The sequence below is a fragment of the Inquilinus sp. YAF38 genome, from assembly GCF_052113205.1.
Taxonomy (GTDB): Bacteria; Pseudomonadota; Alphaproteobacteria; order DSM-16000; family Inquilinaceae; genus Inquilinus.
Map to the genome: position 1 here is coordinate 34,325 of NZ_JBFRCU010000048.1, position 20,547 is coordinate 54,871.

The window sequence follows — 20,547 nt, forward strand, 5'->3', positions numbered from 1 at the left end:
GCACAGCGTGGAGGCCAGCATGACGACGCCCCGCAAGACTATCGACGAGCAGCCGAAGGACAAGAAGACCGCCAACCGCAAGGTCGACGAAGCCTCGGCCGAGAGCATGGATGCGAGCGACCCGCCATCCTTCAACCCCGGCACCGCCGGTGCGGGCGAGGACCGGCGCTCGGCGGAGAAGGTGAAGGAGCGGCGCTGAGCCGCCTTGCCGATCGGTAAGTGGACGGGCACGGCCAGCCGTGGCCGGATCACGACCGCGCCGCCCGTCAGCAGCCGGCGCGGTGCCCGGCCCGGCCTCCCCCAAGGACATGACCCGGGCCGGGCGCTCTTGCTTCTGCCCGGCGTCTCGTGCCTGAGACCGGCACCATCGTCGCGATCCCGGCCGCCGGCTTGGCCTGGAGATGCCCGCTTTCGCGGGAATGACGGCAAGAGGAGGGGTTGTTCCGTCCTCAGGCCGCCCCAGCCAACGGCACCGGTCCCAACACTCCGGTGGCGATGGCTTTGTCCAGCTCCTCGATGGCGCAGATGATGTGGTAGAAGCTGCTGGCGGGCGCCGGCTCCTCGACGAAGGTCCCATCGGGCTGCAGCTTGTCGCGCCACAGCCCGGCCACCGGCACGTCGAAATAGCCGAACAGCGCGGTCACGCCGGCGGCAATGCGGCCGCGCCACAGCGCCTTCTCAGCCTCGGTCCCCGCAGCACCGGCCAGCGCCACCGCGGCCTTGATCCGCTCGGTCTGCGGCCACAGCCGGGCGCCGGAATCGACCGGCGCGCCGTCGTCGAGGATGGCATTGACGGCGACGTTGCGCACCGGGTCGACGCCGGTCTCCTCGGCCGCCCCGGCCATCCGCCTTGCGGCGGCGACCGCGTCCGGCCGGCCCCGCAGCGTGCCCCAGCGCACCAGCAGCCAAGCCCATTCGAACAGGTGGCCGGGCTCGACGATGCGGCCGTCCCGGCCCGGCGCCGGCCGCCATTCGCCGTCGAAGAACTCGCGAAGATAGCCGGTCTTCGGATCGATGAAATGCGACAGAGCCAGCCCGGCGATCTCGTCGGCCAGCGCGTTCCAGGCCGCCTGGTCGGGGCCCTGGCCAAGTTCGATCCAGGCCAGCGACGCCTCGAACAGATGCATATGCGGGTTGGCCAGCAACGGCAGCCTGCGCGGCGCCGCCTCCTCGAAGCCGCCCAGCGGATGCTTCAGCGTGGCCTCCAACCGCTGCCGCAGCCGCGTCGCCGCCGTGGCCAGCGGCGCCGGGTCGGCCACCACGGTGCTGGCGGTGGCCAGCGCGAACAGGGCGAAGGCCTGGTCGTACAGCACCACGCTGTCGTCCAGCATCGCCCCGTCCGGCCCGACCAGGGTGCGGAAGCTGCCGTCCGGCCGCTCATAGGCACTGCGGAAGAACTCCAGGCCATGCTCGACGGCCTGGCACGACGGGCCGGTCCAGCCCAGCCGGCCGGCGACGGCGAAGGTGAAGACCTGCCGCGCCTGCACCCGGGCGCGGCGCGGCTCGATGCACGGGCTGCCGTCCAGCGCCAGCCGCTCGTGGAAGCCGCCGCGTTCGCGGTCGGCGCCGGTCTCCCACCAGATCGGCAGCGCCTGCATGGTCAGCCAGGTCATCAGCCGGTCGCGCAGGCCCTGCAGGGTGGCCATCTGCTCGGTCGGGGTGGTCATCATGGTCTCCAGCGGCAGGTCTCGGTCTTATATCGTCTGATTGTAGGCGCCGACCTCGGGATTCTCACGCAGCACGCCGTCGACGGCCTTGAACATCTCGTGCAGCCGGTCCTTCGACACCGGGCTCTCGACCACCACCACCAGCTCCGGCTTGTTGGAGGAGGCGCGGACCAGCCCCCAGGTGCCGTCCTCGGTGGTCACCCGGATGCCGTTGACCGTGACCAGGTCGACGATGCTGTGGCCGCCCAACCCACCATTGGCGGCGATCTCGCGGAAGCGCTTCTCCACCCGCTCGACCACCTCATACTTCACTTCGTCGGCGCAATGCGGCGACATGGTCGGCGACCCCCAGGTCTGCGGCAAGGCGCGGTACAGATCGGCCATGCTTCGGCCCGGGTTGCGGTCCATCATCTCGCAGACGGCGATGGCGGTGACCAGGCCATCGTCATAGCCGCGGCCGATCGGCGGGTTGAAGAAGAAGTGGCCGGACTTCTCGAAACCGGCCAGGGCGTTCAGGTCGCGCACCCGGCGCTTGATGTAGGAATGGCCGGTCTTCCAGTAGTCGGTCTTCGCGCCCTGGGCCTGCAGCACCGGGTCGGCGGCGAACAGGCCGGTCGATTTGACGTCGACCACGAACTGGGCGCCGGGGTGCAGCGCCGACAGGTCGCGCGCCAGCATCACGCCGATCTTGTCGGCGAAGATCTCGTTGCCCTCGTTGTCGACCACGCCGCAGCGGTCGCCGTCGCCATCGAAGCCCAGGCCGAAATCGGCGCCGGTCTCGCGCACCTTGGCGGCGATGGCGTGCAGCATCTCCATGTCTTCGGGGTTCGGGTTATAGTTCGGGAACGTGTGGTCCAGCTCGACGTCGAGCGGGATCACCTCGAGGCCGATCGCCTCCAGCACCCGCGGCGCGAAGGCACCGGCGGTGCCGTTGCCGCAGGCGGCGACCACGCGCAGCTTGCGCTCGATCCTGCGGCCCTCGGTCAGCTCGCGGACATATTGCTCGGCGAAGCCCTCGACGAAGCGGTAGCCGCCGCCGGTGCGCGGCTCGAAGGCGCCGGTCAGCACGATGTCGCGCAGCCGGCCCATCTCCTCCGGCCCGAAGGTGACCGGGCGGCTGCAACCCATCTTCACCCCGGTCCAGCCATTGTCGTTGTGCGAGGCGGTGACCATCGCCACGGCCGGCACGTCCAGCGCGAACTGGGCGAAATACGCCATCGGCGAGACCGCCAGGCCGATGTCGTGCACGATGCAGCCGGCGGTCATCAGCCCTTGCGCCAGGGCGATCTTGATGGCCATGGAATAGCTGCGGAAGTCATGGCCGACCACGACCTCGGGCTTGACGCCCGCCTCGTGCAGATAGGTGCCGAGGCCGAGGCCCAGCGCCTGCACGCCCATCAGGTTCAGCTCCGGCGGCTTGTCCGAGCCGGGATGCCCGAACCACCAGCGGGCGTCGTATTCGCGGAAGCCGGTCGGCTTGACTAGCGGCGTGGTCTCGAAGGCGTAGGTGTTCGGAACCAGCGACGCGGAAGGCTTGGGCAGCATCGGGAGATCCTCGGGGCGGCAGGAGGGGGCGGGCATGGAACATCCGATCGCCGACCCGGTGGCCCGGGCCGGCGGCAGCGACGAAGGCGGCTGTGCCCTCGGATCGGATCGATTGTCGGTCTTCAGTCGGGACCCGGCGGCGCGGCCGGATCCCGGCCCAACGCGCTCAGGCGTTGAGCGCTTCACGCACCGGCTTGGACGGGCTGAACACCACCTTCTTCGAGGCGGCGATGGTGATCGGCGCGCCGGTGGTCGGGTTGCGGCCCTCGCGCTCGGGCCGGATCGCGACCTTGAAGCGGCCGAATCCGGAGATCGAGACCTGGTCGCCGCGCGCGGCCGAATCCGTGATCGCCTGGAAGATGCTGTTGAGGATGCGCTTGGCCTTCACGCGCGACAGCTTGTGATCCTGGGCCAGCTGTTCGATCAGCTCCGAGGTGTTCATCGACATTCCTCTAGATGGCAATGGGTGCCGTGCACCCGGTGGAAGGCACAGGGAAGGTCCCATGCCCGTGGCGCATGCTCGGAAGAGCATGTCTGGACAGACGGCGGAGGTCAGGGGAGCGGCACGGGCAGCTCGTCATCCTCATCCTCCTCGTCGAACTCGATCGGCGGCTCGTCATCGGCGGCGAAGTCGTCGGCCTTGAAGGCCAGGATGGTGTCGCGGACCGACTCGTATGTGGTCAGCCGGGCGTCGGACAGGATCGCGCCGGTGTCGGCGAAGCGGCGCAGCATCCGCGGCCGCTTGGTGGTGAAGACCAACGTCGCCTCGCGCCGCCGGGCGTCGACCAGGCGCTCGCACCAGTCGCGGAAGCCCGGCGGCCCGCCGATCACCGATTCGTCGGCGAGATAGATGTCGAAGGGCAAGGCGTAGGCGGTGGTGAACAGCAGGCGGCTGCGCTTGTCGCCGGTATAGGCCGAAAAGGGCTTATCGAAATCGGTGCCGATGCCGCTATGCGCCTCGACGAAGCGGATCACCTCTCGGGCATCGGCGCCGTAGATGCGGGCGGTGAACCAGACATTCTCGCGCCCGGTCATGGTGCTGACGAAGGGGCCGGCGGTGCCGACCAGGAACGACACCCGCCCTTGGCGCAGCACCCGGCCGGAATCCGGCGGGACCGACCCGGCGATCAGGCGGATCAGGGTCGATTTGCCGGCGCCGCGCCGGCCCAGGATGCCGACGGTCTTGCCCGGCTCGAACACCGCGCTCAACTCGTCCAGGACAAGCTTGCTGTGGCCGCTGCCATGCGACCGGTAGCGCTTGCTGACGCGGTCCAGCACGATCATTTCGCGGCCATCCGGCGGCGGCGCGACGCCCGCTCCAGGATCAGGCCGAGGAAGATCGAGCCCAGCGCCCAGGACAGCAGATAGGTCTTGTCCAGGCATTCCGTCGGGTAGGTCAGGTAGAAGCCGGTGCGGAACCATTCCACGCCGTGCAGCACCGGGTTCCAGACCAGCCAGTCGCGGATCTGCGTCGGCATGTAGTCGGGCACGTAGAACACGGCGCTGAGGAACAGCAGCGATCGGCCGAACACGCCATAGACCACCGCCCACAGCCGGAAGAAAGCGCCGATCACGCCGTTGACGATGCCGACGCCGATCGCCGTGGCCGTGATCACCAGGAAGGCGGAGACCACCTTCAGCGGCTGGATCGGCGCCGCCTCCGGCACCCCCATGACGATGTGGATGAAGCTGAACAGCAGGATCGCCACCACCGCGAGCTGCAGCGTCTCCAGAAGGGCGCGGGCCACCAGCAGGTCCAGCGGCTTCACCAGCGGCACGCCCTTGCTCAGCCCGCCGCCGCGCAGCGCCGTCATCGCCTTGGACGAGATGTGCATGAAGACGAAGTACGGGATCATGCCGGTGCCGAGGAACAGCAGCATGCTGGTGCCGAAATCCGCCTGCCGGCCGATGGCGGAGAACACCGCCATCATCATCGACAGCTGCAGCATCGGCTCGAGCATCTCGAGCAGGTAGCTGAGGCGCGAATGCTTGGCATGCATCCGCATCTCGCGCAGCATCAGCGACACCACGACCCGGACCTGGACCGCCAGGGCCGTGCCGAAGCGGGGCCGCGCCAGCGCGGTCATGACGCGGCTCCGGGCTGGCGGGTGATCATCGGCGTCATGCTGTCCGCCTCAGATCATGTGGTCGCGCACGGAGTGCACCGTGAGCATGGTGATGGCCCAGGCCACGAAGGCGATCAGGAACACGATCAGCACGTCCTCGACGCGTTCCGGATACAGCGCGTACTCGGCCAGCTGCGGCTCGACATAGGGCATCAGGTAGGTGCGGTCGGACATCGCGCTGCTGCGCACCTGGTCCAGCGCGGTCAGCATGTTCTGGTAGCTCTGCTGCGCGAATTGCAGCTCCAGTCGGATGTCCTCGTAATCCGACAGGGTCGCGGCGTAGCCCTCCTTGGAGGGGCTGGCACCGCCCGGGGCGTTGCCGGCGCCGAGCTCGCCCTCGATCTTGTTCAGCTGGTCCCGGGTCGCGGCGATGTTGTTCTTCAGCACCTTGATGGTCGGTGCGTCCGGCGACATGTGTGTCGACAGCGAGGTGAGCTGCGCCTCCATCTGCGCCAGGTTGGTGCGCAGCTGCAGCGACAGGCCCAGGGTCGACGACGCGCTGGTCGACAGGTCCGGGGTCTGCTGCACGTTGCGGAACTGGCGCAGCTTGGCGGTGACCTCGCGCAGACGGTCCTCGGCATTCTTGACGTCGCGCTCGGCGAAACGGACCGAATCTTCGCGCGAGCGTTCGGCGATGCGGTTGACCAGGTCCTCGCTGGAGGCGATCAGGGCTTTGGCGACGCGCAGCGACTCCTCGGCCGTGAAGGCCCGGACCTGGACGATCGAGATGCCGGTCGACACGTCGAAGCTGGCATCGACCCGGTTCTGCCAGTACTCCACCAGCTTCTCGACCGGCACGGTGGGGTCGAGCCGGGACAGATAGTCGGCGCTCTTGTTGCTGTAGATCGCCCGCAGGTCGACGGTCTTCATCAGGTCCGCCACCGCCTCGCGGCTGGTGATGTAGTCGGCGACGATGAAGTTGTCGCTGAACGCCGATAGCCGGGCCGACTGGCCCAGCGCGGCACCGACCAGGTCGGTGGTCGCCGACGAGGCCGAGGCGTTCGACGACTTCACCGCGAAGCGGAACTCGGAAACGTACTGATCGGCGGCGACATAGAGATAGTAGGCCGCGCCGAGCCCGGTCGGCAGCACCACCATCAGCAGCAGCGACAGCCAGAACCCGGCCGACAGCCTGGCCTTGCGGTTGGGCAGCCGCAGCGTCTCGGGCTGGCTGTCGAAGCGGCGCTCGAGCGGCGTGCGCCGGGCCGCCGGTGGCGGCGCGGACCGCACCGTCGGCACATCACGGAAGCCGGTCACCAGCTCGTCGACCTGCCGCCGCCGGCTGGGCAGCGAGGCGATCTTGGCTTCGGCCGGGGCGGCAGCCTCAGCCGGCGCGGCCTCGGCCGCAGGCTCCGCCTCTTCCTGGACGGTGTCGCCGCCGCGACGGGCTGCCATCTTGGCCCGTGCGGCGCGCAGTTCGGCAATGCTCCGCCGCGACCTCCGTTCGTCCTGGGAGTCCGGGACGGATGCCTGCTGGTCCAGCTTTTCGGAGAGATCTTCCGAGGGATTGTCCGGTGTCTTGCCCAAGCCTTACCTCTCACGAGAGTCGGGGCGGCTGCGCTTCCGTTCGCTGCACCGCAGCATAGCAGATGGAAGGCGTCGAGGAAACCTGCGAAACCACCAAACCTTTCACAGAGTTCCGGATTCTTCAGCGAAACCTTTGATCGGCATCGGCCAGAACCGGCGTCGCGGTTGCGGCGGCCGCTTCCGCCGCGGCCTGCGCCCGCGACCCGGCCGGCAGCAGCCGCCGGTACATTTCGCCCAGCCGGGCACGGTAGCGCTCCGGCGAGTACAGGGCCGCCTGCCGGGTGCCGCGCTGCGCCAGATCGCCGCGCAGCTCGGCATTGCCGTCGAGGCCGCGGATGGCGTCGGCCAGCGCGTAGGTGTCGTAGGGGTCGACCAGCAGCGCCGCGTCGCCCGCGACCTCCGGCAGCGCGCCTTCGGTCGAGGCCAGCACCGGCGTGCCCAGGCGCATCGCCTCCAGGACCGGAAGGCCGAAGCCTTCGTACAGCGACGGGAAGGTCACCGCCTTGGCGCCGCGGATCAGGCTGACCAGCAGCGGGAAGGGGGCGTAGTCAATGCGCAGCACCCGGTTGCGGGTGAAGGTCAGGGTGTCGACCTGCTCCAGGTAGCGGATGGTCGAATCGTTCAGCAGCTTCAGTTCCTGGTCGGTCTTCCAGGCCAGCTTGCCGATGATCACCAGCGGCGTCTTGATCTGGCTGGCGAGGTAGCTCTCGATCAGCCGGCCGATGTTCTTCTTCGGCTCGATCGCGCCGAAATACAGCAGGTAGCCCTTGTAGGTCAGGTTGAAGGTGCCCTCGACCTCGCGCTTCACCGCCTCCTCCGGCTTCTCGGCGTATTTCGCCGGGATGTCGACCGCCTGGTAGGTGTTGGTGATGCGCTCCTCCGGGAACCCGAACAGCTCGACGATGTCGCGCTTCGAGGTTTCCGATACCGTGACGATGTGGTCGGCCTTGCGCAGCAGCATCCGGGTCAGCCGGTGGTAGCGGCGTTTGTTGTCGAGCGTGGTGTAGGGCAGCCGCAGCGGCACCAGGTCGTGGATGGTGTAGATGTTGCGGGCGCCGGCCATGCGCAGCGGCAGCGGATAGGTCCAGTGCATCAGCTGCGGCGTGTCGCGCAGCGTCACCGTCATCCGGTTGCGATAGATGGCGAAGTGCCGGTAGGAGCGGCTCCACAGGTCCGGCACCGAGCTGATCTGGTCATAGTACGGCATCCGCGACCGGTAGGTCCGGGCGATCACCTTGCCGGTGATCGGCACCGGCTTGGCCCGCACCCCCGCCGGAGAATGGATCAGCTCGTTGACGTAGCGCAGGAACTCCAGCCAGCGCGGCGCCTCGCCGACATTGGTGGGGTCGAAGAAGGCGATCTCGCGCAGCAGCTGCTGGGTGCTCGGCGCCGCCCTGCCGCCATACAGCACCTCGGTGCGGTAGCCGAGATTGTGCAGCTCGTAGCTCAGGTTGCGGGCGTAGGTGGCCACCCCGGTGCCGGTTTCGAGGCCGAGATTGTAGCCGTCGATCATGATCGTCTGGGTCACGGCGTGGTCCTGCTGTCCTGCGACTCGAAGCGAAGGCTCCGGCACACCCCCATGGCGGTGCGCTGCATCGGAACACAGCTGCGACCGCACCGCCATCAGAGATTAGGCATGCCCCTATAGATATAAAACCTAAAGCCGTCCACGAAAACTGAAATTTGAGGTTCGAAGTCCTGGATGCCGCGCACCGCCTTGGTTGCCGGGCTCGAACCTGCAAATGTGGGTGCATGTAGCGTTGGCTATCGCGTTCGAAATCTGGTATGCACCCAAGCATTCGCGCCGTGGCGCACAGCTGAGAGACGACGGATCCATGACCTGGCGACTGGCTTGGCTCATTCCCGCCGTTCTCGCGCTCCCCGCCTGTGGCGAGCTGCCGAGCAACGGTCCCCTGGCCGGCCAGATTCTGGCGTCGGGCGAGAAAGCGCCGGCTGCCGAAGTGGCCAAGGAGGTCGATACCCGCTACGCCATCGTCGATCTCAACGAGACCACGATCGCGGCGTTCAGTCGGGCCCCGCGGCCCAGCCTGATGCAACGCTTCGGCGACGACGCGCCGGCGCCGTCGCAGCAGATCGGCGTCGGCGATACCGTCTCGGTGTCGATCTGGGAGGCGGGCACCGGCCTGTTCGCAGCCGGCGGCGGCGGCGCCGTGACCCCGACCGGCGCCGATGGGGCGCACAGCGTCACCTTGCCGCCCCAGGTCGTCGACCAGCGCGGCAACATCTCCGTTCCCTATGCGGCGACGCCGATCCGCGCTGTCGGCCGCACCCCGACCCAGGTCGCCGCCTCGATCGAGAAGGCGCTGACCAGCCAGGCCAGCCAGCCGCAGGTGATCGTCACGGTCCCGGAATCGAGCTCCTCATCGGCCTCGGTGCTGGGCGACCAGACCGGCGCGGCGCGGGTGCCGCTCAACATCCGGGGCGAAAGGCTGCTCGACGTCGTCGCCCAGGGTGGCGGCATCCGGTCGCAGCCGGCTGAGACCTTCATCACCCTGACCCGGGCGGGGGTCTCGGAGACGGTCGGCCTTCCCACCATCCTGCAGAATCCGACCGAGAACATCTACATCCAGCCCGACGACACCATCTACGTCACCCGCCGGCCGCAGACCTACACGGCGCTGGGTGCGGTCAGCAGCTCCGGCGAGCTGCCGATCGACCAGGATCCGTTCACCCTGGCCCAGGCGGTGGGCCGGTCCGGCGGGCTGGCCCCGAACGCCGCCGATGCCAGCGCCGTCTTCGTCTTCCGCTTCGAATCGCGGCCCGTGTTCCAGTCGATGCGGCCGACTTCGCCGCTGCTCGCCTCGCGGCAGCCGGTGCCGGTGGTCTACCGCCTCAGCTTCGAGGATCCGCGGGGCTTCTTCTACGCCCAGCAGTTCCCGGTGCGCCCGCGCGACCTGGTCTATGTCGGCACCGCGTCGTCGGTCGAGTTCCTGAAGTTCCTCTCGGTGGTGCGTGGCGCGATCTCGGTCGGCACCCCGGCGACCACGGTGGTATCGGGCGGCTGACGCCGGCTGCTGGGGAAGCGGCGCCATGCCGGTCGTGCCCGAGCTGATCGGCCTGGCCGGCGGCGCCATCGCCTGGGAGGCGGTGGACGCCCTGGCCCGGCCGCGGCGGGGGATGTTCGGCGGCAGCCGCGCAGCGATTCCCGGCCGGGCGGTCGTCTTCCTGCTGCTGCTCGGCGCCTGGCTCGGCCTGTTCGGCCGCTTCTGGTTCGCGCTGGTGGCCAGCCTGGTCACACTTGCCATCCTGGTCGCGATCTCGAACGCCAAGCGGCGCAGCCTGTACGAGCCGCTGGTGTTCTCGGACTTCGCCTTCATCCTGCCGATGCTGCGGCACCCGAGCCTGTTCTACATCGAGCGGCGCGAGGGCCTGGCCCTGATCGGCATCGCAGCACTGCTGGTCGCGGTGATCGCGGCCTGGGTCGGGATTGAGCCGCGCAGCATCCCTGTCCCGGTACAGCTGGCGCTGCTGGCGGCCGAGGCGGTGCTGCTCGGCCTCGCGGCGGTCGCTATTCCCTGGCCGCGAGCGCTGACCTTCGCCGATCCCTGCGACCCGCGCGACACGATCCGCCGCTTCGGCCTGGCCTTGTCGCTGCCGACCGCCTGGCTGCGCTGGCGGGGCGAAGGGCGCCGGCCCTTGGCCGCGTTTGCGACGGCAGGTCTGCGCCAGGATGTCGACGCCGTGGTCGTCGTGCAGTCCGAATCCTTCATGGACCTCCGCCGCATCGGCATCGCGACGGAGCTGCCGGAGTTCGACCGGCTCAAGTCCCGCGCCGTGGCCCACGGCCTGCTCGAGGTGCCGTGCTTCGGCGCCTACACGCTGCGGCCGGAGATCGCGGCGATCACCGGCCTCGGCGCGGCGGAGCAGTCCTTCGACGGCCTCCACCCCTATCTGCGGCCGCAGCGCTTCGCCCCGGCTTCGCTGGCGGCGGCGCTGCGCGGCCAGGGCTGGCGCACCGTGTTCCTGCACCCCTATGACGAGCGCTTCTTCCGCCGCAGCGAGGCCATTCCGGCGCTGGGCTTCGAGCGCTTCATCGGCCAGCGCGACCTGCCGGATGCGGAGCGCTGCGGCTACTACATCTCCGACGCCGCGGTGGCCGGGGTGATCGAGCAGGAACTGCGGCGAGCGCGGGACGACGGAGTCAGGCTGTTCCTGGTCTGCGTCACCATGGAGGCGCATGACCCCTTCCGCCCGGGCCGGGTGCCGGGCCGGGACGAACCGCTGCAGCAATACCTGCACCATATCGGCCATGCCGATGCGATGCTGGCCCGGCTGGCCGCCCATTTCGACGCGGCGGCGGAGCGGGTGCTGCTGGCCTTCTACGGTGACCACGCGCCGGTGTTGAAGGAGGTCGATCCGGAGCATGAGCGGCGCACCGACTTCATGATCCTGGATTGCGGCCGTGCCGCGCCTCAGCCGGCAAGCACCGATGCGGTGCAATGGCGGCCGGAGCAGATCAACCGCTTCATCCGCTCCTGGCTGGCCAACGCCGTCGATGCGGACCCATGGGGAACCGGGAACGGGGCTGATCCGTCATAGGGAAAGCAGCTTCAGGGGATTGCCCATGCTGACCCTCGATCGGCGCTTCACCTTCCGCGGCCAAAGCGTGGCCTGGGGCATGTTCGGCGACGGGCCGCCGCTCGTCCTGGTGCACGGCACACCGTTCTCATCGCAGGTCTGGCGCCGGATCGCGCCGCTGACGGCGACCCGGCGGCGGGTCCATGTCTTCGACCTGCTGGGCTATGGCCAGTCGGAGCAGCGCGACGGCCAGGACGTGTCTCCGGCCGTCCAGACCGTGCTGTTCGCCGCCCTGCTGCGCGAATGGGGGCTCGGGCAGCCGGAGGTGCTGGCCCATGATTTCGGCGGCATGACCGTGCTGCGGGCCCATTATCTCGAAGGCTGCCGCTACCGGCGGCTCACCCTGGTCGATCCGGTGGCGCTGCCGCCGTCCGGCTCGCCCTTCTTCCGCCATGTCGCGGCGCATGAGCAGGCCTTCGCCGGACTGCCGGACTACGCCCATGACGGGCTGCTGCGGGTCTATATCCAGGGCGCGGCGCGCAATCCGCTGACCGAGGAGGCGATGGCGATCCACATGCGGCCGTGGCAGGGGGAGGTCGGGCGCCCCGCCTTCTACCGCCAGATCGCGCAGATGCACGACCGCTATCTCGAGGAGATCGAGCCGTCCTACGGTCCGATGGACTGGCCCGTCGAGATCCTGTGGGGCGAGGAGGATGCCTGGATCCCGATCGCCCAGGGCGAGCGGCTGGCGGCGAAGCTGACCGGCGGCGCGCTGACCCGCGTGCCCGAATCCGGCCATCTCATGCAGGAAGACGCGCCCGAGGCGATCGTCGCGGCCCTGTTCCGGGGGATGTGACCGCCCGTCGGTCTCTCAGCAGATGCTGTATTTGCGGCGGACGTCGGCGACGACGTCGTCGAAAATGTTGAAGTGCTTATCCCAGGTCGGCGCCTTGAAGCGGGCCAGCCGCGCCATCTGCGCCTGCCGGCGCGGCGAGTTCGGCTTGGCGTATTCCATGATCATCTCCATCCAGCCGGGGCCGTCCAGCGGATCGAGATATTCCGGGATGTTGTTGCCCAGCTCGTGGAACACCGGCAGGTCGGAGCAGATCACCGGCACCGAGCAGGACAGGCCTTCGACCAGCGGCAGGCCGTAGCCTTCGGCGAAGGACGGGAACAGCACGCCGCGGGCGCCGATCATCAGGCGGTGCAGCACCGCGTCGGGCACCCGGCCGCATTCGATGACATGGTCCGAGATCTGGTCGCAGCGCTCGATCATGTCGATGACGTTCTCGTTCTCCCAGCCGCGGCGGCCGACGATCACCAGCTTCGGCGCGGCCGCGCCCAGCTTCTGCACCAGCGCGCGCCAGACCTGGAGCATGAACAGGTGGTTCTTGCGCGGCTCGATCGTGCCGATGATCAGGAAATAGGGCTCGCTTTCCAGGTCGTTGACCTTCTGCGGCGCGAAGCGGCGGTCGACCCCGAGCGGCGCGACGAAGACGCCGTCCATGCCGCCGTGGTGGCGCTCGACATGCTTCAGCAGGTCGCGCTTGGTCTGCTGCGAGTTGACGATGGTGGCGGCGGCGGTGGTCGAGATCGCCTCGATCCGGGCCACGTGCCGCGCGGCATAGCCGGGGCGGACATATTCCGGATGGTCGATCGGGATCAGGTCGTGCACCAGGTAGATCGGCGCCAGCTTGCGGCGCGACACCAGGCGCTGCAGGGTCGCCGGCTGGTGCAGCCCCTCATGCGAGACGTTGACGTAGATCGCCTGCTGCCGGCGGGCGCTGATGCTGATCATGCGCGACAGCAGCCCGCGGGCGCCGAGCAGAGCGTCCATGCCGAACTGCAGCAGGGGCGCCGACGGCCGCGGCGCAGGGGCCGTCGTGACCGCCATGTGGCCGTTGCTGAACTGCTCCGCCGGCACGCCGATGAAGCGCGCGATCCGGTCCGCCTCGCTGCCGCGGATGCGGTGGGCGCCGAAGCTCCAGCGCTCGAGCCGGCTGGCGATGAACTGGGCGAAGGCCGGAGTCGAGAGCTGCCAGTAGCGCGAGCGCCACCGGGCGATGAACTGGACATCGCCCGGATAGCGCTCCAGCATATGCCGGCCATAGGTCAACTCGACCCGGTCGACGCCCGTCGGCGTGGCGCTGCCGGATCGGCGCACCAGCCGGGTCGCGTCGAACAGGATCTGGTCCTGGGCCATAACGCCTGCTCCTCATCCAAGCTGTCGTCCGGCCGCCGGAGCCCGGCGGCACGGTCATCAGGGGTCACATCGTCCGAACCGAAACCTTCCGGGACGTTGCGTTCCCCCTGGCCCGCCGGTATCCGGATCGTGGGATCCTCTCCGGCGGCGCGACGGTGTTACGACGACCGCCTGTGCATGAACCCGAAACCAACTCCGGGTAAGCTATCATCAGTTCCAGGGAAACAGGAAATCTTTTTTGCATTGCAAAACAATTGCTAAGATGAGGGTTAAAATCTGTAAAATCCAAGCGACCCGAACCCCTCCGGCTAGGCTTCGCACGCGGCCGATTTAATTACGGCGGCGTGCCTGCGGCGGCGGAATGCGCTAACTAGGAGGCGAATCGCGTCTCCCCAGATCCCCGCAGGCGGCATCGCCGTCCCGTCCTTGCCCATCGGAGAGATCGGAATGAGCCTGTCCATCGCCCAGCGCCTGCACCGCCTGGATGCCCGCATCGCCGAGATCCTGTGCTGGCGCGGGAGGGCGAGCGAACCGATCGGGGGATGGCGCTGCGACGGCCGTCCATTGTCGCTCGGCGATCCCTGGCCGCACCGGGAAGGCGTGCTGGCCTTTTCCGCCGAGGCCGAGGTTCCGGCCGCCTGGCCGCTGGCCGAGACCAGGCTTCATCTCGATGTCGGTGGCGAAAGCCTGCTGACGCTGCATGAGGACGGCGCCGGATCGACCCGCTTCGGCCTCGACGTCAATCACCGCGAATTCCCGCTGCGCACCCGCCGGATCCGGATCGAGACCGAAAGCGTACCGCGCCTGCCCTTCGGCCAACCGGTGCTTCACCCACGCCTGGCCGAGGCCCGGCTGGTCTGGATCGACCCGGCGGTCCATCGCCTGGCGCTGCTGCTGCGCCAGGTGTGGGAGACGGCGCTGGCGCTGGAGGAGCACGAGGCGGTGCCGCATCTGCTGGCGGTGGCCGAGGCGGCCTTGCGGTCGCTCGACTGGCCGTCGGCCACCGGCGCCTATCTCGCCCGCACCGCGCCCTTGCCGCAACAGCAGGCGATCTGGCGCCTGCCGCCGCTGGATCCGCAGCCGCCGGCGCTGGGCGAGGCGGAGCGGGCCTCGGCCGTCGCAGCGCATGACGGGCTGGTGGTGGCGCTGCGCGGGCTGAAGGAGCGGTATCCGCCGCAGGGCAGGCTCGCCATCACCGGCCACGCCCATATCGACCTGGCTTGGCTGTGGCCCTATGCCGAGACCCGACGCAAGGCCCGCCGCACCTTTCACACCGCGCTGCGGCTGATGGAGCAATTCCCGGACTTCGTCTTCAACCAGTCGACCGCGGCCTATTACGCCCAGGTCGAGGCCGACGATCCGGACCTCTTCGCCCAGGTCCGCGAGCGGGCGGCGGAGGGCCGCTGGGAGACGATCGGCGGGCTGTGGGTCGAACCCGACACCAACATGCCGACCGGCGAGAGCCTGGTGCGCCAGGCGCTGTATGGCCAGCGCTACTTCGAGCGCGTCTTCGGCCGCCGCCACACCGTCTGCTGGCTGCCGGACTGCTTCGGCTTCTCGCCTGCGCTGCCGCAGATCCTGCGCCAGGGCGGCATGGACAGCTTCTTCACCATCAAGGTGAACTGGTCGGAGACCAACCGCTTCCCCCACGACCTGTTCCACTGGGAAGGCCTCGACGGCAGCCGCGTCCTGGCCCACACCTTCGACAACCCGATCCAGGGCTACAACGGCACCATCCGGGCCGATTGCGTGCTGCCGACCTGGCGCAACTTCCGGGGCAAGACGGCGCATGACGAAAGCCTGCTCGCGGTCGGCTTCGGTGACGGCGGTGGCGGGGTGACGCCAGAGATGCTGGAGCGCCAGGCCCAGCTGGCGGATTTCCCGGCCCTGCCGGAGCTGCGTCCGGCCCGGGTGGAGGAGTTCTTCGGCCGGATTCGCGAGCGGGCGGCGGAGCTGCCGGTCTGGCTCGGCGAGATCTATCTCGAGCTGCACCGCGGCACCCTGACCAGCCAGGGCCGCACCAAGCGCCTGAACCGGCAGGCCGAGCGGGCGCTGATCACGGCCGAGGTCGCCGGCAGCCTGGCCACGCTGCTTGGCGGCCCGTCCTTCGGCAGCCTGGAGCCGGCCTGGCGCGGCCTGCTGAAGAACCAGTTCCACGACATCCTGCCTGGCTCCAGCATCCGAGAGGTCTACGAGGATGCTGAGCGGGAGCTGGTCGCCGCGCGCGACGCCGGCCTCGACCGCCAGGCCGAGGCGATGGCGGCGATCGCCGCGGCGCTGCCGGCGGGCGGCACTGCCGATGCGCTGGTGGTGGTGAACCCCGACCTGTCGCCACGTCCGCTGCGGCTGGAGCTCGAAGGACAGGCCGTCGCGCCGGACCTGACAGTGCCGCCGCTCGGCATCGTCGTGCTCGACCGATCGGCGCTGGCCCCAGCGCCGGGGCTGTCGGCGGGATGGTCGACCACGGGCAGCCATCTCGAGAACCGTTTCCTGCGGGCGGAGATCGGCGCCGATGGCACCATCACCCGGCTGCTGCACAAGCCGACCGGCCGCGACGCGCTGGCCGGGCGCGGCAACCAGCTATGGCTCTACCCCGCTGACAAGCCGCGCAGCTGGGACGCCTGGGACATCGAGGCCGACTACGATCGCCAGGGCTTCGAGCTGACCGGGCTGGACTCGTCGGAGCTGGTCGAGGACGGGCCGGACCGGGCGGCGCTGCGGCTGGTCCGCCGTTACCGCGACTCGACCATCACCCAGACCCTGACGCTGTGGGCGAACTCGCCTCGACTCGACATCCACACCCGGCTCGACTGGCACGACCGGCGGGTGTTGCTGCGCGCTTTGGTGCCGGCGGCGGTGCGGGCGGAGACGGCGAGCTTCGAATGCGCCTTCGGCGTGGTGCGCCGGCCGACCCACCGCAACACCTCCTGGGACCAGGCCAGGTTCGAGGCACCGGGCCACCGCTTCGCCGACCTGTCGGAGCCGGGCTTCGGCGTCGCGCTGCTGAACGACGGCAAATACGGCCACAGCACGCTCGGCAATGTGCTCGGCCTCAGCCTGCTGCGGGCACCGATCTATCCCGACCCGCTGGCCGATGAGGGCGTGCAGGAATTCACCTATGCGATCCTGCCGCATGCGGGCGACTGGCATGAGGGCGGGGTGCGCGAGGCGGCGGAGGACCTGAATCAGCCGCTGCTGGCGCTGCCGGCGCGGAACCTGGCGGCCGGGCTGCACACGCCGCTGATGGTCTCCGGCGTCAAGGCCGGCCTCGCCACGCTGAAGCCGGCGGAGGAGGGCGGCGGGCTGGTGCTGCGCCTCTACGAGCCGGCCGGCGCCCGCGGGCCGCTCTCGGTCACCGTGCCGGAGGGCTGGCGCCTGGGCGAGGCGGTGTCGTTGCTGGAGGAGCCCGCGGAACGAGACCGGGGGCACGACCTGGAGCCGTTCGAGCTGCGGAGTTGGCGGCTGCAGCCGGATCGTTAGAGCGGGATGAATTGAGGCCGGGTGATGCCACGGGAGAGGTCGGGCTCGCGCGGTGAGGGCGGCTCGGCTTCGATGCCAGGATCAGCGTTTCAGAGCAGGGCGGATCATTCGCTCGCTCGCGGCGAAGCGGTGCTTTCGGCGAGGCCGCGATCCCCTCACCCGGGCCGCTTCGTGTCTCCGGCCTCTCCCGCAAGCCATGCGGGAGAGGCTACGCAAACGATGCTCAAGAGATGCGCGAACCGGGGCGCCCGTGTTGTCAGCGCTGCCGCGCCAGCTGGTCGCGGATCCGGGTCGACAGGCCGCTCTGCCAGTCCTCGAAGCTGTAGTCGGCAAAGATCCGCGCCTGACCCTTGAGCGCCCGGGCCTTTGCCGTCTCGCGGTCGGTCAGGACGGCGCGCATCGCCGCCGCAGCCTGGTCGACCCGCGGGCTGCACCAATGGCCGACATAGGATTTGCTGCGCATCTGCTCCGGCGGCGTCGGCACCACGTCGACATCGATCAGGAACGCGTTGTCGGCCTCGCAGAAATCGGTGGTGCCGGAGTAGTCGGAGACGATCACCGGCTTGCCCAGCATCATCGCGTCGGCGATGCCGTAGCCGAAGCCTTCGGCCCTATGCAAGGCGACAAAGACGTCCGAGGAGTCGATCAGCGACCAGTATTCCGCATCGGTCAGGTTGCCCTCGACGATCTCGATCCGGCTGTCGCCGGTGATGCGCTCCTCCACCTCTTCCCAGTAGCCGTCGAAGTTGCTCCAGTGGCCAGGGTCGATCTCGCGCATCTTGAGCAGCAGCCGAACCTCCTCGTCGCCCTCGGCGAAGGCCTGCTGGAAGGCCTTGACCACCGACAGCGGGTTCTTGCGCACGATCGAGGAGCCGAATTCCGCCAGCGACAGGAAGATCAGCTCGCTGGGGCTGCGCCGGAAGCGGTCGAGGAACGGGCTGAACACCCGGGCCGGCGGATGGGCCAGGCCCTTGCGGATGTTGCTGATCGGGGTCGAGGTGATCTTGCGGTAGCCGTCGGCGACGAAGTCCGACGGAGCCCAGATCTCGTCCACCGCATTGGCGCCGAGCAGATGCGTCTCCGGCGGGGTGTCGGTCTCCCACAGGTAGAAGCCGATGATGTGCGCGTCCTCGCAGATCGAGGCGAAGCGGGCGATCATCTCCGGCGCCCGGTCGGCGTTGACGCAGAGCACCACCACCCGGGCACGCAGGTTCATGTCCTCGCGGTACCGCCCCTCGGGATTGACGCACTGGCCGTCATCGGCGTTGAACACCAGCGGGTCGAAGCCCGACAGCGCCTCGACGAACATGTTGAGGTTGCGGCCGAGGCCGGTGGCGTTGGCGTGGCCGATCACCACCAGGTCGATGCGCTCGATCGCCGGCTCGGCCTCGGGAGCCGAGGCCAGATCCTGCGCCACCGCCGAGATCGCGGCGAGCCGCGGCGAACGGCTGTAGACTTGGTCGATCAGCTGCCGGCGCAGCACCTCCGGCCCGCGCTCGGCGATCAGCTCCTCCGGCACCGCGCGGCCGTTCAGCAGCGAGATCAGCGCCAGGTCGAAGCGGGTGAAGTGGCCCGCCACCTCCTGCGGCGTCGAGCCCCAGTAGGACATCCAGTTGCGCGGGTTGAAGGAGCAGCGGTTCTGCTCGATCAGATCGGCCAGCACCTCCTTGAACGACAAGGTCACGGCATAGCCGGCCTCCATCATCTTGTGGGTGGTGCCTTCGTCCTCGTGCCGGAACAGCCAGTACCAGCTCCACGGCAGGGCCCGGCTGCGATAGGCGTCGACCACCGCGCTCAGCCGCTCCTTCAGCGCCTTGGAGATCAGCAGCTGGTTGTTCTTGTCGCTGATGAAGGGCGCCGTGGCGAACTTGTACTGGACCTTGCGCAGCCCCTCGTCGCTGAAGATGTCGATGTGCTGGTAGTGCCGGCGCCAGAACGAGAACAGCGCCAGCGAGACGTCGTTCTTCAGGGCGCGCTTGTTGAACACCCCTTCGGACAGCGCCTCATGGATCTCGTTGGTCATGCAGAAGATGCTGCGCCGGTCGGCATATTCCATGACGTCGGAGATGATCCACTGCGCCGTGCCCTGGTAGCCGACCAGGTTCTTGGTGTCGCAATCGTACCGGTTCGCCATGTAGCGGACGAATTCCGGGATGCGGCCCTTGACCTTGTCGTCGCCCGCGGCGTCGAGCCGGGCCATGGTCTTCGGCAGGTGGCATTTGGCGGTGTAGCGCGCGCCGAGATAACCGGTGCGGTTGACCATGTCGGCCAAATGGTCGGCCAGCTCGTTCAGCGCGTCCGGGTCCTTCCAGAAGGACAGGGCGGTGAAGGCCGGGCCCGGCACCACCGTGCCGTCGAGCTCGAAGCCGAGCGACCGGTGCCGGCCGTGCAGCCGGGTGGCGGCGAAGGCGATGCGGCCGGTGGCCGGGTCGGTCTTCGCGTCGAAGATCCGGCGGCCGTCGACCACCAGGCCGAGATCGACCGGCTGAGACGGGTCGAGCTGGTTGATGCCCCAGAGATGGAGCATGCCGTCCTCGACGAAGACGCCGCCGATTGCCGCCTGGTCCAGCGGCGACAGCACGTGGTTGTGCTGGGAGAGGCAAAGCGCCGCAGCCGCCTTGGTCGCGGCCACGGGGTCGAAATCCTCCTCCGAATCCCGAGCCACGCTGTACAGCCGGTCGAGCAGGGTGGTGCGCCGGGCCTGCGGCGCCCCGGCCGCGCCATCGCGCGACTCCGCCGACCGGGCATTGACCCCGTCCCAGTCGGCGGCGTCGATCAGATCCTGTAGCTCATGGGGATCGATCGCCGAGCCGGAGGCATCAGGAATCACAGCTGCGACCAGGGCTTGAATCTTCATTGCCGACGATCCTTCGACCGGGGAAACCTGGGATTCGAACGGGCGACTGGACGTGCCGTTCGAAATCGAAGACTATGCTGCAGCGCACCTAAATTCAAATCATAATGACACGAAATCTGGTTTCGTGTCCTTCCAGTGGCGGAAACCCCATCCCATCCAACGCCGGAGAATGGTTCCGCAGGGTCTTCCCACCATAATATCCTATGACGCCGCCTCGGGGCGACATCGGGCAATCCGGAACCGCGGAAGTTTTCGAGGGTTTTGATGGGTTTGTGAGTGTTGAATTCACAAGCCCGATGGCTGATAGAACCTCAGCCCCTGGAATCTGGAGCAGACCATGAGTCGGATCGATCAAGCGGTGGTGCCGGTGGTGTTGTCCGGCGGTTCGGGGACGCGGTTATGGCCGCTGTCGCGGGCCGGCTATCCCAAGCAGTTCCTGCCGCTGGTGTCGGACAGCACCATGATCCAGGAGACGGTGAGCCGGGTCGGCGAGGCCGACGGCTTCGCGCCGCCGGTGTTCATCTGCGCCGACGACCACCGCTTCATCGTCGCCGAGCAGATGCGCCAGATCGGCGTGGCGCCCGACGCCATCATCCTCGAGCC

15 protein-coding genes are annotated in these 20,547 nt (G+C 68.8%); 6 read left to right on the forward strand and 9 right to left on the reverse strand.

Annotated elements, in window-relative coordinates; all coding sequences use genetic code 11:
* The first annotated feature begins 19 nt into the window (after positions 1 to 19).
* Positions 20 to 199, forward strand: coding sequence for a hypothetical protein (locus AB4Z01_RS20920; RefSeq protein WP_441697047.1), 180 nt, complete (start codon positions 20 to 22; stop codon positions 197 to 199).
* A gap of 250 nt (positions 200 to 449) precedes the next feature.
* Here AB4Z01_RS20920 and AB4Z01_RS20925 read toward each other — a convergent pair whose 3' ends face one another.
* The 7 genes from AB4Z01_RS20925 to AB4Z01_RS20955 form a co-directional block, all read right to left on the reverse strand.
* The gene (locus tag AB4Z01_RS20925) at positions 450 to 1,667 is read right to left on the reverse strand and encodes an AGE family epimerase/isomerase (protein ID WP_441697049.1); all 1,218 of its coding nucleotides are present in this window, start codon (positions 1,665 to 1,667) and stop codon (positions 450 to 452) included.
* Between the two features lie 27 nt (positions 1,668 to 1,694).
* A complete protein-coding gene (locus tag AB4Z01_RS20930; RefSeq protein ID WP_441697052.1) occupies positions 1,695 to 3,212 on the reverse strand; it encodes a phosphomannomutase/phosphoglucomutase in 1,518 nt (505 codons plus the stop codon).
* A 166-nt stretch (positions 3,213 to 3,378) separates the two neighbouring features.
* Positions 3,379 to 3,654 (reverse strand): HU family DNA-binding protein, encoded by a 276-nt coding sequence (locus AB4Z01_RS20935; RefSeq protein ID WP_342237089.1) that lies wholly within the window; start codon positions 3,652 to 3,654, stop codon positions 3,379 to 3,381.
* 110 nt (positions 3,655 to 3,764) lie between these two features.
* Positions 3,765 to 4,496 carry an ABC transporter ATP-binding protein gene (locus tag AB4Z01_RS20940; protein ID WP_441697055.1) on the reverse strand — a complete coding sequence of 244 codons (732 nt, stop codon included), beginning with the start codon at positions 4,494 to 4,496 and terminating at the stop codon, positions 3,765 to 3,767.
* The gene (locus AB4Z01_RS20945; RefSeq protein ID WP_441697058.1) at positions 4,493 to 5,299 is read right to left on the reverse strand and encodes an ABC transporter permease; all 807 of its coding nucleotides are present in this window, start codon (positions 5,297 to 5,299) and stop codon (positions 4,493 to 4,495) included. The genes AB4Z01_RS20940 and AB4Z01_RS20945 overlap by 4 nt, the downstream gene beginning before the upstream one ends.
* Positions 5,300 to 5,347: 48 nt before the next feature.
* The gene (locus AB4Z01_RS20950) at positions 5,348 to 6,733 is read right to left on the reverse strand and encodes a hypothetical protein (RefSeq protein WP_441697061.1); all 1,386 of its coding nucleotides are present in this window, start codon (positions 6,731 to 6,733) and stop codon (positions 5,348 to 5,350) included.
* A 253-nt stretch (positions 6,734 to 6,986) separates the two neighbouring features.
* Positions 6,987 to 8,393 (reverse strand): glycosyltransferase family 4 protein, encoded by a 1,407-nt coding sequence (locus tag AB4Z01_RS20955; RefSeq protein WP_441697064.1) that lies wholly within the window; start codon positions 8,391 to 8,393, stop codon positions 6,987 to 6,989.
* Positions 8,394 to 8,700: 307 nt separating this feature from the next.
* On the opposite strand from AB4Z01_RS20955, the gene AB4Z01_RS20960 reads away from it, so the two are divergent.
* Genes AB4Z01_RS20960 through AB4Z01_RS20970 form a run of 3 tightly spaced genes read left to right on the forward strand, consistent with a single transcriptional unit; the run spans position 8,701 to position 12,260 of the window.
* Positions 8,701 to 9,891, forward strand: a complete 1,191-nt coding sequence (locus AB4Z01_RS20960; RefSeq protein ID WP_441697067.1) for a polysaccharide biosynthesis/export family protein — start codon at positions 8,701 to 8,703, stop codon at positions 9,889 to 9,891.
* A 25-nt stretch (positions 9,892 to 9,916) separates the two neighbouring features.
* Positions 9,917 to 11,425 (forward strand): sulfatase-like hydrolase/transferase, encoded by a 1,509-nt coding sequence (locus tag AB4Z01_RS20965; protein ID WP_441697069.1) that lies wholly within the window; start codon positions 9,917 to 9,919, stop codon positions 11,423 to 11,425.
* Positions 11,426 to 11,450: 25 nt separating this feature from the next.
* Positions 11,451 to 12,260 (forward strand): alpha/beta fold hydrolase, encoded by an 810-nt coding sequence (locus AB4Z01_RS20970; RefSeq protein WP_441697072.1) that lies wholly within the window; start codon positions 11,451 to 11,453, stop codon positions 12,258 to 12,260.
* A gap of 15 nt (positions 12,261 to 12,275) precedes the next feature.
* On the opposite strand, the gene AB4Z01_RS20975 is transcribed toward AB4Z01_RS20970, so the two are convergent.
* Complete coding sequence (locus tag AB4Z01_RS20975) at positions 12,276 to 13,607, reverse strand: glycosyltransferase family 4 protein (RefSeq protein ID WP_441697075.1); 1,332 nt, start codon at positions 13,605 to 13,607, stop codon at positions 12,276 to 12,278.
* A gap of 447 nt (positions 13,608 to 14,054) precedes the next feature.
* On the opposite strand from AB4Z01_RS20975, the gene AB4Z01_RS20980 reads away from it, so the two are divergent.
* On the forward strand, positions 14,055 to 17,087 hold the full coding sequence (locus AB4Z01_RS20980; protein WP_441697077.1) for an alpha-mannosidase: 3,033 nt from the start codon (positions 14,055 to 14,057) through the stop codon (positions 17,085 to 17,087).
* Between the two features lie 256 nt (positions 17,088 to 17,343).
* Here the strand turns inward: AB4Z01_RS20980 and AB4Z01_RS20985 are convergent, their stop codons facing one another.
* Positions 17,344 to 19,944, reverse strand: coding sequence for a glycosyltransferase family 4 protein (locus AB4Z01_RS20985; protein ID WP_441697080.1), 2,601 nt, complete (start codon positions 19,942 to 19,944; stop codon positions 17,344 to 17,346).
* Between the two features lie 337 nt (positions 19,945 to 20,281).
* Here AB4Z01_RS20985 and AB4Z01_RS20990 point away from each other — a divergent pair.
* Positions 20,282 to 20,547, forward strand: a 266-nt coding sequence (locus AB4Z01_RS20990; protein WP_441697082.1) for a sugar phosphate nucleotidyltransferase, incomplete at its 3' end; no start/stop codon positions are given.